Genomic DNA, 17,122 nt, shown 5'->3' on the forward strand with positions numbered 1-17,122 from the left:
CGCGACCTGATCCCGGTTGCGGGGCGCTCAATCTTTACCCGCCCGTCTGAGGAACTGACGCCGTGGCTGGCCCTGCTGGCGGCTGCGTTGTTTCTCATCGAACGCCTGCTGGCCACCGCTACCCGCCGGAGGGCCGCGCCATGACGCCTCAGCGTTTTACCGGCCCGGCGCGTCTGCGCAGCCTGTTGAACGACGGGCTGACGGCCCTGCCGCTGATCGCCGCGACCACCTTTGCGGGGTGGGCTGTGGGCGCAGAGACGGGGCTCTTGATAGCTCTGTGTCTCGGCTTAGTCGTCGCCTTCGGGCTGGCGGTATGGCGATTGCGGCGTTTCGACCGCGCGTGGGTGATTGCGGCGCTCAATGCCCACCGTGCCGATATGGAAGACAGCGCCGACCTGTTGTTTGCGCGCACCGAAGACCTCAACCCCTTGCAGGCCCTGCAACGGCAACGCCTGATCGAGCGCCTGCCGTCGCCGGCTGTGCTGACGCCGCCGTGGCGCTGGAAGCCGGTGGGCTTTGCACTGGCGGCGGGTCTGGCCATCGCGGCTCTTACGGCGGCGCTGGTCTGGTGGCCGCAGACGCATCCGACCGCTGCCTACGGCACGACGGCCATCGGCGCGCCGAAACTGATCTCCGCCGAAATCGCTGTCACCCCACCCGCCTATACGCGGCAGGCGGCGCACCGCGAAACAACGCTCGATCTCAAGGTGCCGCAAAATACGCGGCTGGTCTGGCGGCTGCGCTTTGCACCGGACGCCGCAAATGTCCGGCTGGTCTTCCACGATGGTCAAAGCGTGGCCCTGCGCCGCGATGGGAACGGATGGACCGCTGCCCTGAGCGCCGACCGCTCGCGCCTCTATCGGATTGCCGCCGATGGCCTGCCGACGCAACCGCTGCACCGGCTGGAAGTCACCCCCGATTCACCGCCAAAGGTTGAGGCGGTCCTGCCCGACCGCGCCCTGACGCTGGTCACGCCGGGTCAGACTCAGTGGCCGCTGGTCTTTGCCACCAGTGACGATTACGGCGTCGCCCCCACCGCCGAACTGCGCATCATTCAGGCGCAGGGGCAGGGCGAAAACATCACCTTCCGCGAGCGGACGATGACCTTAAGCAGTACTGGCGGCGCGGCCGATAAGCGCTTTGTGACACGGATCGACCTCAAGGCGCTGGGGTTTGCCGTTGGCGACGACCTGATCGTACAACTGACCGTGCAGGATAATCGCGTCCCGTCGCCGCAGGAGGCGCGCTCCCCCAGCCTGATCCTGCGCTGGCCGTCCGATCTGGGGGCCGAAAGCACGGGGCTGGAGGCGCTGGCGCGTAAAACCCTGCCGGCCTATTTCCGCAGCCAGAGGCAGATCATTATCGACATCGAAGCCCTGCTGAAGGAGAAGCCGCGCCTGAAACCCGATACCTTCCTCAGCCGTTCGGACGCCATCGGCGTCGATCAACGCCTGCTGCGTTTGCGCTACGGGCAGTTTCTGGGCGAAGAGGCTGAGGGCGAACGCGAAGCCCCGCCGGGCCTTGAAGAGGGGCATTCCGAAAATGACGGCCATGATCATGGAGGGCACGATCATGGGGGCCACGATCATGGGGGACTGGCCGCGAAACCCGACGCCGCGCCGGTGTTTGGTGACGGTGGCAATGTGACCGCCGAATATGGCCACACCCACGATGAGCCCGAAGCGGCGACCCTGCTCGATCCCGAAACGCGCGCCACGCTGAAAAAGGCGCTGGATGAGATGTGGCAGTCGGAACTGCATTTGCGGCAGGGCAATCCGCAAACCGCCCTGCCGCACGCCTACAAGGCGCTGGGCTACATCAAGGAGGTGCAGCAGGCGACGCGTATCTTCCTGTCGCGCGTCGGGCCGGAACTGCCGCCCATCGATAACAACCGCCGCATGACGGGCAAGCGCGAGGGCATTGCGCCGGTGCCCTTCGCCGTGACGGCGGCCCCGTCGCCCGATGCCCCCGTCGTGGCCCTGTGGACCGCTCTGGCCGAGACACCGGGGGCCAAAAACGATCTGCCGCTGGAGGCGCTCGATGGCTGGCTGCGCGCCAATGAAGGCCGGGTTAGCGATCCGCTGTCGCTGCTGGCGGCGGTAGAAGCCGTGCGCGCCGACCCCGGCTGTGCCTCGTGCCGTCAGACGCTGCGCGGCCAGTTGTGGCGCGTCCTGACCCGGCCTCCGGCGGGTGTCGCGCCCCGCCCGGCGGTGACGGCATCCGGTGGCCGCTATCTGGATGCACTGGAGCGACCGAGATGACCCCGTCTTTGATCGTTGCTCTTATGCTGCTGGCCGCTGTGGCTTTATCCACGCTGCGGCTCGGTCTGTGGTGGCGCAAGGCCGAGGCGACCGAGCGGTCCCTGCGGCGGTTTGTGACCCTTCTGGCCCTGACGCCGCTGTCGGCCCTGCTGCTGTATCTGACCCTGTTCCCGCCGCGTCTGGCCTCTGCGCCCGGCACCCTGATCGTCGCTACACGCGGGGCGCAGGCCGTCGATGCGCAGGCGGGGGATCGCGTCGTCGCCTTGCCCGAAGCGAATGTGGCGGGGGCGGAGCGCGTGCCCGATCTGGCCACGGCGCTGCGCCTGCACTCCGAAGCGACGCGCCTGACTATAGTGGGCGAAGGGCTGACGCCGCGTGACCGCCCGGCGGTGGACGGACGGGCCCTGCGCTTTGTGCCGTCGCCCCTGCCGCGCGGTGTGGTGCGGCTTGATGGGCCTGAGCGCGTGGCCCCCGGCGGAGCGTTTCAGGTCGGCATAACGGTCAACGGCGTAAAGGGAGCCGTCGTCGAACTGCTTGACCCAGCCGGGGCCGTTGTTGATACGCAAACGCCCGATGCCAGTGGTCTGGCGGTTCTCACGGGCACAGCGAAAGCCGCAGGTTCGGTGTCTTTCAGCGTGCGGGTGCGCGAGGCCACAAAAGCCGTGGTGGAAACCGCCGAAGTGCCGGTGTGGGTCGATGAAGCGTTGACGGCGCGGGTTCGCGTTATCGGCGGCGCGCCGGGACCTGAGATCAAATATCTGCGCCGCTGGGCCGCCGATGCCGGTATCGACATGCAGGCGCAGTTCGCACTGGGCGGCGGCGTGGCGGCGGGCGATGCGCCGCAGCCCCTGAATGCTGCCACTCTGAGCCAGACCGATCTGCTGGTCATAGATGAACGCGGCTGGGACGGTTTGGGTGACGGTGGCCGCGCGGCGGTGATCAGCGCCGTGCGCGGCGGCATGGGCCTGTTGCTGCGACCCACGGCCCTGCCGTCGGAGACGACGCGCACGCAGTGGGCCGCGCTGGGCCTGCGGGTCAGTGGGACTGGTGATCCGGAGACGGTGACCTTGCCCATACCATCTGGCAGCAAGGACAAGGCACCTACCGTCACGCGCATGAACCTGCGCCTCGACAGCACCGATGCGGTGCCTCTGGCGGTGGACAATAAAGCGCAGCCTCTGGGCTTGTGGCGGGCCGAAGGGCGCGGACGGGTCGGCCTGTGGAGCGTGACCGACAGTTTCACCCTGACGCTCAGCGGCGAGGCCGGACGGCATCAGGCCCTGTGGAGCGGTCTTTTCTCGACTCTGGCGCGGCGCTCCAGCGCTGCTCTGCCGACCGTCAGCTCCGCCCGTGTGTATCAGCGCGTCAGCCTGTGCGGCCTGAGCGGCCTGAGCGGTGACGTCGAGGTACTCGACCCGAAAGGCGGCGTCAGCCATCCCGTCGTCGATGCGGCCACGGGGGAGGCGCGTTGCGCCGCCGTCTGGCCCACGCAATCCGGCTGGCATGTGCTGCGCGTCACGACGGCTGATACGGTGCAGGTTGTGCCTTTCCATGTCCTGTCGGACAAGGCCTTGCCGGGCGTGCAGGCGCTGGAGGCGCGCGAAGCGACGCAGGCCTTGGTGGCTGAGGACGCGCGTCCATCGGAAGCAACCGGTGAGGGCCGTCGCGGGGCCGCCTGGCCGTGGTTCCTCGGCTGGTTGCTGGTCAGTGGTGTGTTGTGGGCAGTGGAACGAAGCCGTCGTCCTCTCCCCTGATCCGCATATCAGAGGCATCGACTCATATTTTTTCCTTATCTCCATCCGGTCAGAACGGAACACTGGAAGAAGTGTAACGCCCGGATTGTCTGAGGGTCCGGCGGATGGACATATGTCGGACGATCATACCCCCAAAAACGCGCCCCACGCCGGTTTAGACCGTCAGACCCTGCATGATCTGAACAATATGTTCGGGGCGGCCAAGGGTAGCCTGCAACTGATACAGATGCGGCACAAGGACGACCCGAAAAGCCTGCGTATTACCGAGACCGCGTTACAAAGTTTGGAAAATGTTCAGACCTTTGTGTTCGAAAAGCTGGCGCGCGCCGATCTGCGCGACACCGACGGCGGTATTTCGGAGTCACCTGAACGTCTGGCCGCGCGGCATGGCGTCGTGGAGTCGAGCGACCGCCACGACCTGTTTTTTGCCGCCATCGAAATGACGCGGATGCCGATGATCGTTACCGATCCCAACCGGCCCGACACCCCCATCGTCTTCGCCAATCATGCCTTCCTCAACATCACCGGCTACCAGATGGAAGAGGTCATGGGGCGCAACTGTCGCTTCCTGCAAGGCGAGGGGACCGACCCGCAAATGATCGCCAACCTCAGCCGCGCCATCCGCGACCGCACCGACATTGCGGTGGAGATCCAGAATTTCCGCAAGGATGGCACCGCCTTCTGGAACGCGCTGTTCGTTAGCCCAATCTTTGACCGTGACGGCAAGCTGCTGTATTATTTCGGCTCGCAGCTCGATGTGACGCGCCGGCGCGAGGCGGAAATGGCGCTACGCCGGGCGCAGAAGATGGAGGCCATCGGGCAACTGACCGGCGGTATCGCCCACGATTTCAACAACCTGCTTCAGGTGATCATCGGCAATCTTCAGATGGCGCGCACCGTCACCGAGCAGCCCGACAAGCTCAATCGCTACCACGAGGCGGTGATGCAGGCGGCGCAAAAGGCGCGCGTCCTGACGCAGCAATTGCTGGCCTTTTCGCGTAAGCAACCGTTGGAGGCGCGTGTCGTCAACCTCAACCGCGTGGTCAGTGAGTTGAATGACCTGCTGTCGCGCACTCTGGGCAGTTTTATCGAGATCGAGCTTGATCTCGACCCTGATCTGGCCAATGCCCGCATTGATACGGTGCAACTGGAAATGGCGCTGATCAATATTCTGGCCAATGCGCGCGACGCCATGCCCGAAGGCGGACGGGTGCTCATCCGCACGGCCAACCGCTCCGGACCGGAGGGTGATCAGGTCGAATTGTCAGTCAGCGACACCGGCGAAGGGATGCCGCCCGAAGTCTTAAGTCGCATCACCGAACCCTTCTTCACCACCAAGGAGGTCGGCAAGGGCACGGGGCTGGGGCTGGCGCAGGTCTATGGCTTCGTCAAGCAATCGGACGGCGGCTTTGAGGTCGAAAGTACGCCGGGGCAGGGCACCACGGTCCACCTTTATTTCCCGATGGTACTGGGGGCCGATGACAAGGCTCCGGCATCTGAGCGGACGGCTCAGACGCGGGGCAAGGGCGAGCGGGTGCTGCTGGTCGAAGATAATCGTGAGGTGCGCGAACTGGCTTGTGCCATACTGGAGGCCGATGGCTATGAGGTGGTGGCGCGGGAAAACGCTTCGGCGGCGCTCGACTATCTCAAAGGACCGGACGGGGTGAACCTTCTGTTCACCGATATCGTCATGCCGGGCAAGATGAACGGCGTCGCTTTGGCCAAGGAGGCGCGGCAGTTGTTTTCCGACCTGCCGATCCTGATTACCACGGGCTTTGCCGACGATGTGCACGGCCACACCAATGCGCGTGAGTTTGAAACCATCTACAAACCTTACATGCCCGACGAACTGTCTACGCGGGTGCGCGGCGTGCTGAACCGCAAGGACGATCACGGGGGCTGACCGGCTCTTTTCGGAGTGTGGCTCGAATGTCGCACCGTCTGTAAGCGCTTACATGATGAATTGACAGCGCTGTTGTAAGCGCTTACACAACGCCAAACGACGCTGTAAGCGCTTACATAACACGACAGGGTACAGACTTTCATGGCGGCAAGCGTAACGCTCAATGACGTGGCCAAGGCGGCGGGTGTGTCGATCGCCTCGGCCTCACGCGCCATTAATGGCCTAGATAACGTCACCGAAGAGGTGCGTGAGCGCGTTCTGGCGGCGGCGGGCAAGCTTAAATACGTGCCGCATGGTGCAGCGCGGGCTCTGGCCATGAGCCGTACCAATACGATCGGCGTCATCCTTCCCGACATCTATGGCGAATTCTTTTCGGAGATCATCCGCGGCATTGATGTCGGCGCGCGGGCCAGCGGTCTGCACATTCTGGTGTCAGGGTCGCACGGCGATGTGAAAGAAGCCGTCAAGGCGGCGCGCGCCATGGCCGGTCGCGTCGATGGCCTGCTGGTCATGGCCCCCTATGCCGATGCCGACGACCTGTCGGGCAAGCTGCCGTTCAACCTGCCGCTGGTCATGATGGGCGGGGTGGGCGGTCAGGCCGACCTGCCGAGCCTTGTCGTTGACAACTATTCCGGCGCGCTGGAGGCGGTGCGGCACCTGCACGAACAGGGCTGCCGCCGCATCGCCCACATTGCCGGGCCTGAGAGCAATCTGGAGGCGCAGGACCGCCTGCGCGGCTATCTTGACGGGCTGAAAGAGGCTGGGCTGTCGCCGCAGGTGCTGCCCGGCGATTTCACCGACGCCACAGGTTATGCCGCCGTGCAGACCCTTTTGGCACAGGATCAGATGCCCGACGGTCTGTTTGCCGCCAATGACATGATGGCGTTGGGGGCGACCCTGGGCCTGCGTGAAGCGGGCGTGTCGATCCCGGACGATGTGGCGGTGATCGGCTTCGACGACATTCCGGTGACGCGCTACGCCTCTCCGCCCATTTCGACGCTGCGCGCCGGTGTCTTCGACATCGGCCGGCGCAGTCTTGAACTGCTTTCCGCCTTGATCGAGCGCGGTTCGGCGGAGGCTTCAGCCTCAGCCGCCAGCCTGATCGTGCGGCCTGAACTGGTGGTGCGGGCGTCCAGCCGCCGCCGTTAAAGCGTTTCTGCAAACGCTGTGAGTATCGCGTTTTATATAAATAAAACAGTTCTTTGGGAGAACAGGATATGCTTCATATGTCTCGCACGCGGGGCCTGAGCCTCGGTGTTTCGGGCCTCGCCCTGGCCGCCGCCCTTGTCATGGCGGCCCCGGCCTTCGCCGCAGAATCCGCCGCCACGCTTCAGGGTCGCGTCTCCGCCGCCCCGGCGGGTACGGTGGTCACGGCGACCGACGCCAATACGGGGGCCAAGGCGACCGCCACGGTGCGCGCCGATGGCCGCTATGTGATCGTCGGCCTGCGTCCGGGCACCTACACCATCACCTTCCGCGCGCCGGACGGCACGACGCGCACCGAGCAGGCCGTGCTGCCCGTCGGTCAGACGATCGAAGTCGATGCCGACCTCGCCAAGGCCGACGCGCCGGTGCAGGAAGTGACCGTCGTCGCCTCGCGCCGCAACAACCCGCGTCAGTCGGAAGTCTCCACCTCCATTTCGCGCGCCCAGATCGAAAACCTGCCGCAGAACGGCCGCAACTTCCTGAACTTTGCCGCTCTGGCACCCGGCGTTTCGGTATCTACCGACCCGGAGCGCAAGACGTTTCAGGCGGGGGCGGTCAATGCCAATCAGGTCAATGTCTTTATCGACGGCATGAGCCAGAAGAATCAGGTCCTGCAAGGGGGGGTGACCGGTCAGGACGCCTCGCGCGGCAACCCCTTCCCGCAGCTGGCCGTGCAGGAATTCAAGATTTCGACCCAGAACTTCAAGGCGGAATATGAGCAGGCGGGTTCGGCCATCATCACCGCCGTCACCAAGACCGGCGGCACCGAATTCCACGGCACGGTGTTTGGCACGCTCCAGACCAAGAGCATGATCGGTCAGAACTATTACGACACCGGCCCCAAGCAGGATTTCGAAAACAAGGAATACGGCTTCGACATCGGCGGCCCGATCATCAAGAACAAGCTGCACTTCTACATGTCTTACGAAGGCCGCAAGGATGCGCGCCCGTCGGACTCGGTGAATATGCGCAACAATACGGGCCTGAACGCGCTGAACCCGGCCCTCGTTACCGCCCTCTCCAATGCCTATAACGGTAGCTATGCCAAGGACTTCAAGCAGGACATGTGGTTCGGCAAGCTGACCTGGTTTGCCGATGACAACAACACGGTCGATATCACCTTCCGTAACCGTACCGAAGACGATGTTCGCAATTTCGGCGGTACAATTGCCTACGAGCGCGGCTCGACCCTCGATCAGGAGATCAAGGGAGCCAGCGTCAAGTGGCGTCACCGGGCGGACAATCTGCTCAATGAGATGCAACTCGACTATCAGGACTCGCAGTGGCGGGAATCCCCCCTGAGCACCGGCCCGGCCATCACCCTGATCAAGATGAACCCGCCGCCTGCGGGTTCACCTGCCGGTACGCCGGGTACGCCTGATGTGAACACGGTCTATGCCACCTTTGGCGGTCGTCCCTATTCGCAGGTCAAGGGGCAGGAAAGTGTCACCCTGCGCAATGACCTGACCCTGACTGGCATCGAATGGTATGGCACGCATGTGATCAAGGGTGGCTTCAAGCTGGCCAACTATAAGTATACGGCCGATGAAAACGACCATCGTCGGGTTCCGGAATATTACTACGATGCCGCTACCTATGTTTATGGCGGCACGAATGCGCCGGTGGCGGTGCGCATCGCCGACGGCGACCCGCACCTGACTTCGAACAATATGCAGTTCGGGGCCTATATTCAGGACGACTGGACCTATAACGATCACTGGACCTTCAATCTGGGCGTGCGCTGGGACTATGAGTCCAACATGCTCAACAACGAATTCACAACGCCTGCCGATATCGCGACGGCCATGCGCAACACGGCCGGCTTCAACAAGGCCTTCAATCCCGATGACTTTATCTCCACGGGGTCTAACCGCGAGGCCTTCAAGGGGGCTATCCAGCCGCGCATCGGCTTTGCCTATGACGTAAATGCGGATCGTGATCTGGTCATCTTCGGCGGTTATGGCCGCTATTATGACCGTAACATCTACGATCTGGCGCAACTGGAAACGCGCCGCGCCACCATCCACGTTGCCCAGATCAATTTCACGCCCAACGGTGATACGGACACCATCCAGAATACCGCAACGTGGAACGCCAACTATTTTGGCAATCCGACGGCTCTGGTGGCGCTGGCCAAGTCGCTGGGCCTCAAGGGCGAAGTGTTTGCTCTGAACAACGACACCAAAGTGCCCTATTCGGATCAGTTCAATCTGGGTGTCCGCAAGCGCTTTGGCGACATTTCCACCTCGGCCACCCTGTCCTATATCAAGTATCAGAACCTGTTTAACTGGGTGCTGGGTAATCGTCTGCCGGACGGCAGTTGGTGCCAGTTCGGGCCGCAATACGCCTGTCAGCCGTGGGGCAATGGCCTGCAGAACGGTTATGGGGCGCTGATAATCTCGACCAATGAGCGTCAGGCGCGTTACAAGGCCCTGTATCTGACGGCGGAAAAGCCGTGGACTCCGGCCTCGAAATACGGTTTCAGCACCACCCTGACCCTGACCGACGCCGAAATGACCGGTCACAACGACCCGTTCATCTTCGACTATGCCAGCCCGTCGGCCACCGGCTGGCACAAGGCGGAAGGCGTCGATAAGTGGCGCTTCGTTGGTTCGGGCATCGTGTCGGGTCCGTGGGACACCCGCGTTTCGGCCATTGTGACCCTCGCTTCCGGGACACCCTATGGCCGTGTGCTGGATACCGCGCCGGCGCTCCAGTTCCAGGAAGGCTACTTCTGGCCGGGCAAGTCCTTCAAGCAGGTCGATCTGCGCGTTTCCAAGGACTTCAAGCTGTGGAACGGTCAGACGGTCACCGCCGACGCGCAGGTCTATAACCTGTTCGACACGTGGAACCGCGCCTATTCGCAATGGACCGGCGGCTATGACAATGGCACGGGTGCCAAGGAGATCCCCGACCCGAATGCTCAGGTCGGTCCTTCGCGCTCCTTCCAGGTCGGCCTGACCTACAAGTGGTAAGCTTTCGGCGCGGTGGTTTCCGCCGCGCCGCCCTTATGCCCGGTAGTGTCTCATCCCCTGACGCGCCGCCGGACATCTGCCCGCCAGCCTCACTTCCTCGGCTTATGCGGCGCTGACTTGCCTTATACCGGGGGCTTCTCCTCCCGTTTGGAGCCCCCGGTTTTTTTTGGTGTCCCTGATGGACGAACGGTGTCACCCGCAGACGTCGTGTCGAAGGAAGTTTTGTTATGTCCGTGTCTCATCCGTCCCGCCGCGCTTTTGGTCAGGGTCTTTTCGGCCTAAGCCTGTTGCCGCTGGGGGCCTGTGCGTCCCTGCCGGGCCGCTCAGATGCGCCGGGCCATGACCCGTTACTGAGCGATCTGCACCGGCGGACGTTTCAGTTTTTCTGGGACGTGACCGATCACCGCACCGGCCTCACGCCGGATCGTTGGCCCACGCGCACCTTTTCGTCAGTGGCGGCCATCGGCTTTGCCTTCAACGCCTATGTTGTTGGCGCGGAGTCCGGCTATATTCGCCGCGAACAGGCGGCCGAACGCACCTTTAACACCCTGAATTTCCTTTACAACCTGCCGCAGGGTGACGCGGCTTCCGGCACGGCGGGCTATAAGGGCTATTTCTATCACTTCCTGCGTTTCGAAGACGGTACGCGCTATAAAACCTGCGAACTGTCGTCCATCGACACCTCGCTTTTGCTGATGGGGGCCCTGTGCGCCGGTAAGTATTTCGACCGCGACACGGTGGTCGAACGCGATATTCGCCGCCTGTCCACCGCCCTTTATGAGCGCGTGGACTGGACCTTCATGATGCGCCCGTCGGGGCGGCAGACCATGGGCTGGCACCCCGAAGACGGTTTCATCAAGGCCGAATGGCGCGGCTATAACGAAGGCATGATGGTCTATCTGCTGGGCATGGCCTCACCGACCCACCCGATCGACCCTAAGGCCTATCAGGTGTGGTGTTCGACCTATGATGAGACGTTTGGGCCCAATCATGGGGAGCCGCATCTGGGTTTCCACGCCCTGTTCGGCCATCAATACAACCACGTCTGGATCGACTATCACGGCATAGCCGATGCCTATATGCGCGCCAAGGGTCTGGATTATTTCGAAAATTCGCGTCGTGCGACGCTGGCGCAGCGCAACTATGCGATCCGGAACCCGATGGGGTTCAAAGACTATGGTCCGGACATCTGGGGCTTTACGGCCTGCGACGGCCCGGCGGATGTTAAGCTGGTGATCGACGGCGTGGAGCGGCAATTCCGCAGCTATTCGGCGCGCGGGCCGGGTGATCTGCACCCGTTCGATGACGGCACGATTGCGCCGACGGCGGCGCTGGGCTCGATCATGTTTGCGCCGCTGGAGTCTCTGGCCGCTGCCAGAGCCATGCAGGCGCGCTATGGCTCTGATATCTATGGTCAATATGGCTTTTTCGACAGCTTCAACCCGACCTTTGTCACCGACTATCCGTCGCGCGAAGGCCATCAGACCCGACGCGCCGGCTGGGTGTCCAACGACTATATCGGCATTGATCAGGGGCCGATCCTGTGCAGTATCGAAAACCTGCGTTCGGGCCTGTTCTGGCGGCTGATGAAGGGCTGCGCGCCACTTCAGCGCGGTCTGAAGCTGGCCGGGTTTGAGGCGGTGGCCTGATGCGCGGACACCTGTCCATGGTTGCGCTGATATGCGCCGTCGGGCTGCTGGCGACGCCTGCTTCGGCGCAAAACGCCCTGATCGCGCCGACGCCGTGGACTGCGGGGGCCTCGGAAGGCGTGGTCTCAAAGGCCCATGGCGGCGACACCGCCCGGCTGGACTATGGGTTCAAGGGCGCGGGCTACGCCTTTATGGTGCATGATCTTGACTTTGCGGCCCCGGAAAACTTCGTCATCGACATCCTCGTAAAGGGCGAGGGGGCGGGCAATGATCTTCAGATCAAGTTCACCGATGCCTCCGGCGACAATGTGTGGTGGGTGACGCGCCCGGCCTTCGTGCCAACACCGCAGGGGACGGTGCTGCGCATCCGCCCGCGCCATATCGCATTTGCTTGGGGGACGACAAAGGATCGCACCTTCCGGGGTGGCAAGCGCATGGAGGTCGTGGTCGTCAAGACCGCCAAGGGGGCGGCCTCCGGCTGGCTGGAGGTCGGGCCGATCCGCTGGCGCGCTGAAGCGCCGGAACCGAAGACCGAAGCGCCTCTCAAAGCCGATGTGACAGCGGCGGTGGATGGTGATGCCCAAACCGGCATCGAGGCCGCGTCGGTGACGCTCGACCTGTCGCGCGTGCGCGCTTTCGGTGGGCTGAAACTCGACTGGGGCAAGGTGCCCGCTCTTTATACGGTGGCCGTGTCCGATGACGGGCGCACCTTCCGTGAGTTGCGCCGCGTGGCGGGTTCAGACGGCGGGACGGACTATGTGACCTTGGGTGAGGTTGATGCCCGCTATCTCCGCATCAACGGACAGGGGCAACTCAATGAGGTCGCCCTGCTGCCGCTGGAGATGGGGCTTAAGCCGAATGCCCTGCTGAGCGAGCTGGCGCGTACCGCCCCGCGTGGCGACTATCCGCGCGGTTTTACGGAACAGGCCTACTGGACCGTGGTCGGCGTGGCGCATGGCGGCCCGCGTGCGGCGCTGCTGTCCGAAGACGGGGCGGTCGAACTGGGGCCGGAGCGGCCATCGCTGATGCCCGTGCTGACAGTCGGCGGCAAACGTCTGACTTGGGTGCAGGCGAAGGTGACGCAAGGCATGGACGCCGAACGCCTGCCCCTGCCGACGGTCGAATGGCAGGGGGAGGGCGTGCAGATGCGTGTCGCCCCTCTGGCCTTTGGCGATGGCAAGGCCCCCTATGCGCTGGTGCGTTACGAGGTGCGTTCGGACACGGCGCAGACGGTGCGGTTGGAACTGCATGTGCAGCCGATGCAGGTCAATCCGCCGACGCAGTTTCTGACGCGGCCGGGGGGGTATGCACCGATCCGCCGCCTCAGCCGTGACGGCGATACGGTCAGCGTGGATGATCAGCCGCTATGGCTGCTGACGCCGCCCAAGGATTTTACTGCGGCGGGTTTCCTCAGCGGGCCTCAGGGCGCAAGTGCGTCCGATACGGACGGTCTGGCTTCCGGCGTGATGGGTTATGACCTGAACCTCACCTCGGGCGTGGCGCAGAGCGTCATTGTCGCCTTTCCGCTGGCTGGGCAGACTGAGCGCCCCGTCATCACCGGCGATGCGGCCAAATGGGCCGAAACGCAGGCCGAAATCGTCAAGGCCGACTGGCGTCAGCGGTTGGGTGATACCCGGCTCGTCCTGCCCGCCGGTGCGCCGCCCATTGCCGACAGCGCGCGTCTGGCGCTCGCCTACCAACTGATCCTGCTCGACGGCGACTGGCTGAAGCCCGGCGCGCGGTCTTACGACCGGTCGTGGATACGCGACGGGGCCATGATGTCCGAAGGCCTGCTGCGTATGGGCCTTCAGAAAGAAGCGCTGGCCTATTTCAAGGCCTATGCCCCGATGAGCTTTGACACGGGCAAGGTGCCGTGCTGCGTCGATGCGCGCGGGGCCGATCCGACGCCGGAAAACGACTCGCATGGGCAATTGCCGTGGCTGGCCGGCGAACTGATCCGCTTCGGTGTATCGCCCACAGAGATCGCGCCCTACTGGCCGCAGGTGTCCGGTGCCATCGCCTATCAGGAGGGCCTGCGTCAGGCCAATCTGACGCCGCAGACTGAGGCGCGCTATCGCGGCCTGATGCCGCCGTCGATCAGCCATGAGGGCTATTCGGACAAGGCGGCCTATAGCTACTGGGACAATTTCTGGGCCCTGAAAGGCTATCGCGGGGCGGCGGTGACAGCACGCGCTTTGGGCAAGACGGCTGAGGCCGCGCGCCTCACCGCGCAGGGCGAGGCCTTTGCGCGTGATCTGAAGGCCTCAATCCTCGCCACGGCGGCGCACTATGGGCAGGACGTGGTGGCCGGGGCCGCTGACCGCGGCGATTTCGACCCGACCTCAACGACCATGGGGCTGACCTCCGGCGCACATACGGACGATATCCCTGAGGCGCTGAAGCGTCAGACCTTTGAGCGCTACTGGACGCAGACCCTGATGCGCCGCCATCAGACGCCCAACAGCTATACGCCCTACGAACTGCGTAATGTCGGGGCCTTTCTGCGCCTGAAACAGCCCGAACGGGCACGTCAGGCGCTCGATATGTTTTTCGCCGATCAGGCCCCTAAGGCGTGGTTCCAGTGGGGAGAGGTGGTGACCGTCCCCTATCGTCAACCGTTGTTTATTGGCGACCTGCCGCACGGCTGGGTCGAATCCGACTATCTGCGCGTGGCGCTCGACATGTTCGCCTACGAGCGGGCCGAGACGGCACAGATGGTGCTGTTGTCAGGCTTTGACGCGAAATGGGCCGGGCTTGGCGAGACGCGGCTGGAGCGGCTGCATACGCCGTGGGGCAGGCTGTCTATGACGGTCACTAAGGCGGGTTCAGGCTTAAAAATCAATATTGATTCCGGAGCGCCTCCGCCCGGAGGCTATGTGATTGACGTGCCCTCGCTAATGGGTCGAGATGTCCGTGTGCGGGTGGATGGTCGGCCCATGGCTCTGCACAACGGCGAAGTGGTTATCAAAACGGCAAAAGCCGAGATTATTCTGGGAGATGGCCAATGATCTTCACATGGTTCCCCTCAAAGGCTCTTATCGCCTTTTTTGCTCTCTTTTGGCTCACGGCGTGCGCCAGCCTGCCGTCGGCGGACCTGCCGCGCGGTGAGACGCCGAAATCCCTGATGCTAAAGGACGGCCGCACGATCGGCTACATGCAGTCTCTGCCGTCGAACCTCAGTGGCAAGGCTCCGGTTCTGGTCTTTTTGCACGGGACGGGTGAGATCGGCACCGATGTCAAACTGACCACCGTGCACGGGCCGTGGGCCTATAGCCGCGCCAACCCGGACAAGGCGCCGTTTATCATTCTGGCCCCGCAACTGAGCGAGAAGGTCGAATGGAACCCGGCGACGCTGGACGAATGGCTGACGCAGGCCCTGAAAGGCCTGCCCGCCGACCATAGCCGCCTCTACCTGACCGGCCTGTCACGCGGCGGGCGGGGCACGTGGAACTGGGCGATTGCCTATCCGCGACGCTTTGCCGCCATTGCGCCGGTGTCCGGAGACTCGCTGTATCGCGACGGAGCCTGCGCCCTGAAAGACGTGCCGGTGTGGGCCTTTCACGGCGCAAAGGACGACATCGTCCTCTATCAACCCGAAGATCAGTTTGCCGATGCCGTCCGCGCCTGCGGCGGTGAGGTCAACTACACCCTCTATCCCGACGGCAATCACAATGCCTGGGACGCCGCCTATGCCACCCCCAGCCTCTACGCGTGGCTGCTCACACATAAACGTTGAATCTTTTCCCCGCAGATACCAAGGATAACCCATGACCGCTTTCACGCCCTCACGCCGGTTCTTCCTCAGGGGCGCCGTCGCCACGGCCGCCTTCCTTCCCGTCGTCGCGCCGGGCCTCGCCAGAGCCGTCGCCGCGCCCGACCCCTTTATCGAAAAGCTGATCGCGTCGCTGTCGCTCGACGAAAAGGCGGGTCAGCTCAGCCTCTATGCCGACCTGACGCGGCCGGACTTTGGCAATGTCAATCCGGCCGCCGTGGCCCAGACGAAGGACGAGGTGAAGGCGCGCATCCGTCGCGGCGAAATCACCGGCCTGTTCAACGGTATCGGCGTCGCTGGGGCGCGCGAACTGCAAAAGGTGGCGGTCGAGGAATCGTCGCACAGGATTCCGCTGATCTTCGCTGCCGACATCATCCACGGCCTGCGCACGACCTTCCCGGTGCCGTTGGGCGAGGCGGCGGCGTGGGACGCCGATCTGGCTTACCGCACGGCGCGCGCTGCGGCGATTGAGGCGACCGCTGTCGGCCTGCACTGGACCTTTGCCCCGATGGTGGACATTGCCCGCGATCAGCGCTGGGGTCGCGTTGTCGAAGGGGCGGGCGAAGACACCTATCTCGGCAATGTGCTGGCCGTCGCCCGCGTCAAGGGCTTTCAGGGCAATGATCTGAAGGACGGGCGCAACATGCTGGCCTGCCTCAAGCACTTCGCCGCCTATGGCGCGGTGCAGGGAGGCATGGAATACGCCACGGTCGATATTCCCGAAACCACCCTGTGGGAAACCCATCTGCCGCCGTTCAAGGCCGGGCTGGACGCCGGGTGTTTGTCGGTGATGTCGAGCTTCAACGACATTTCGGGCGTGCCCGCCACGGCCAACCGCCACCTGCTGACCGAAATCCTGCGCGAGCAGTGGGGCTTTAAGGGGCTGGTCGTGTCCGACTACACCTCCGAAGAAGAACTGATCCTGCACGGCTATGCCGCCGATGGGCGTGATGCGACCAAAAAGGCCATTATGGCCGGGTGCGATATGTCCATGCAATCAGGTCTTTATTATAAACACCTACCATCACTTGTGAAGGATGGCGAGGTGCCGCAGGCGGTGCTGGATGAGGCGGTGCGCCGTGTCCTGCGGGTCAAGAAGGCGCTGGGCCTGTTCGACAACCCGTACCGCTCGATGGACGCCAAACGCGAAAAGGCCGATGTGCGCAGCGCTGAGGTCGTCGCCCTGTCACGCGAAGCCGGCCGTCGCTCGATCGTGCTGCTGCGTAACGAAGGGAGCCTCCTGCCTCTGGCCAAAACGGGCCAAAAGATCGCTCTGATCGGACCTTTGGGTGCGGATCGCCACAACCTGCCGGGGCCGTGGTCGGTCTTCCCGGACCGCGCCAAGGGCGTCACCATCGAAGAGGGGCTGCGCGCTGTGGTGACAGACCCGGCGGCGATCACGGTAGTCAAGGGTGTGGATTTCGAAGCGGCCATTCCGGGCGGCATCGACGCTGCCGTCGCGGCGGCAAAAGCCTCTGACATCGTGGTGCTGGCCATGGGTGAGGCGGAGAACATGTCTGGCGAAGCGCAGGCCCGCACCGATATTTCCTTGCCCGCACCTCAACTGGCGCTGATCGAAGCGGTCAAGGCGACGGGCAAGCC

At 63.7% G+C, this 17,122-nt stretch carries 9 protein-coding genes; all 9 read left to right on the forward strand.

What is annotated here, in order from left to right; translation table 11 throughout:
- The first annotated feature begins 140 nt into the window (after window positions 1-140).
- Window positions 141-2,261, forward strand: a complete 2,121-nt coding sequence (locus Q0072_RS19965; protein ID WP_298333461.1) for a DUF4175 family protein — start codon at window positions 141-143, stop codon at window positions 2,259-2,261.
- Complete coding sequence (locus tag Q0072_RS19970; RefSeq protein ID WP_298333463.1) at window positions 2,258-4,015, forward strand: hypothetical protein; 1,758 nt, start codon at window positions 2,258-2,260, stop codon at window positions 4,013-4,015. The genes Q0072_RS19965 and Q0072_RS19970 overlap by 4 nt, the downstream gene beginning before the upstream one ends.
- Before the next feature lie 112 nt (window positions 4,016-4,127).
- Window positions 4,128-5,918, forward strand: a complete 1,791-nt coding sequence (locus tag Q0072_RS19975; RefSeq protein WP_298333464.1) for a histidine kinase famiy protein — start codon at window positions 4,128-4,130, stop codon at window positions 5,916-5,918.
- A gap of 141 nt (window positions 5,919-6,059) precedes the next feature.
- Window positions 6,060-7,067 carry a LacI family DNA-binding transcriptional regulator gene (locus Q0072_RS19980; RefSeq protein WP_298333466.1) on the forward strand — a complete coding sequence of 336 codons (1,008 nt, stop codon included), beginning with the start codon at window positions 6,060-6,062 and terminating at the stop codon, window positions 7,065-7,067.
- 68 nt (window positions 7,068-7,135) lie between these two features.
- Window positions 7,136-10,099 carry a TonB-dependent receptor gene (locus tag Q0072_RS19985; protein ID WP_298333468.1) on the forward strand — a complete coding sequence of 988 codons (2,964 nt, stop codon included), beginning with the start codon at window positions 7,136-7,138 and terminating at the stop codon, window positions 10,097-10,099.
- Between the two features lie 227 nt (window positions 10,100-10,326).
- Window positions 10,327-11,748 carry a glucoamylase family protein gene (locus Q0072_RS19990; RefSeq protein WP_298333470.1) on the forward strand — a complete coding sequence of 474 codons (1,422 nt, stop codon included), beginning with the start codon at window positions 10,327-10,329 and terminating at the stop codon, window positions 11,746-11,748.
- Window positions 11,749-11,765: 17 nt separating this feature from the next.
- The gene (locus Q0072_RS19995; RefSeq protein WP_298333472.1) at window positions 11,766-14,756 is read left to right on the forward strand and encodes a discoidin domain-containing protein; all 2,991 of its coding nucleotides are present in this window, start codon (window positions 11,766-11,768) and stop codon (window positions 14,754-14,756) included.
- The gene (locus Q0072_RS20000) at window positions 14,753-15,484 is read left to right on the forward strand and encodes a phospholipase (protein ID WP_298333474.1); all 732 of its coding nucleotides are present in this window, start codon (window positions 14,753-14,755) and stop codon (window positions 15,482-15,484) included. The genes Q0072_RS19995 and Q0072_RS20000 overlap by 4 nt, the downstream gene beginning before the upstream one ends.
- A 31-nt stretch (window positions 15,485-15,515) precedes the next feature.
- Window positions 15,516-17,122 (forward strand): glycoside hydrolase family 3 N-terminal domain-containing protein (locus Q0072_RS20005; RefSeq protein ID WP_298333476.1); only part of this gene is annotated, 1,607 nt, incomplete at its 3' end.

This window comes from Asticcacaulis sp. (assembly GCF_027484505.1).
Taxonomy (GTDB): Bacteria; Pseudomonadota; Alphaproteobacteria; order Caulobacterales; family Caulobacteraceae; genus Asticcacaulis.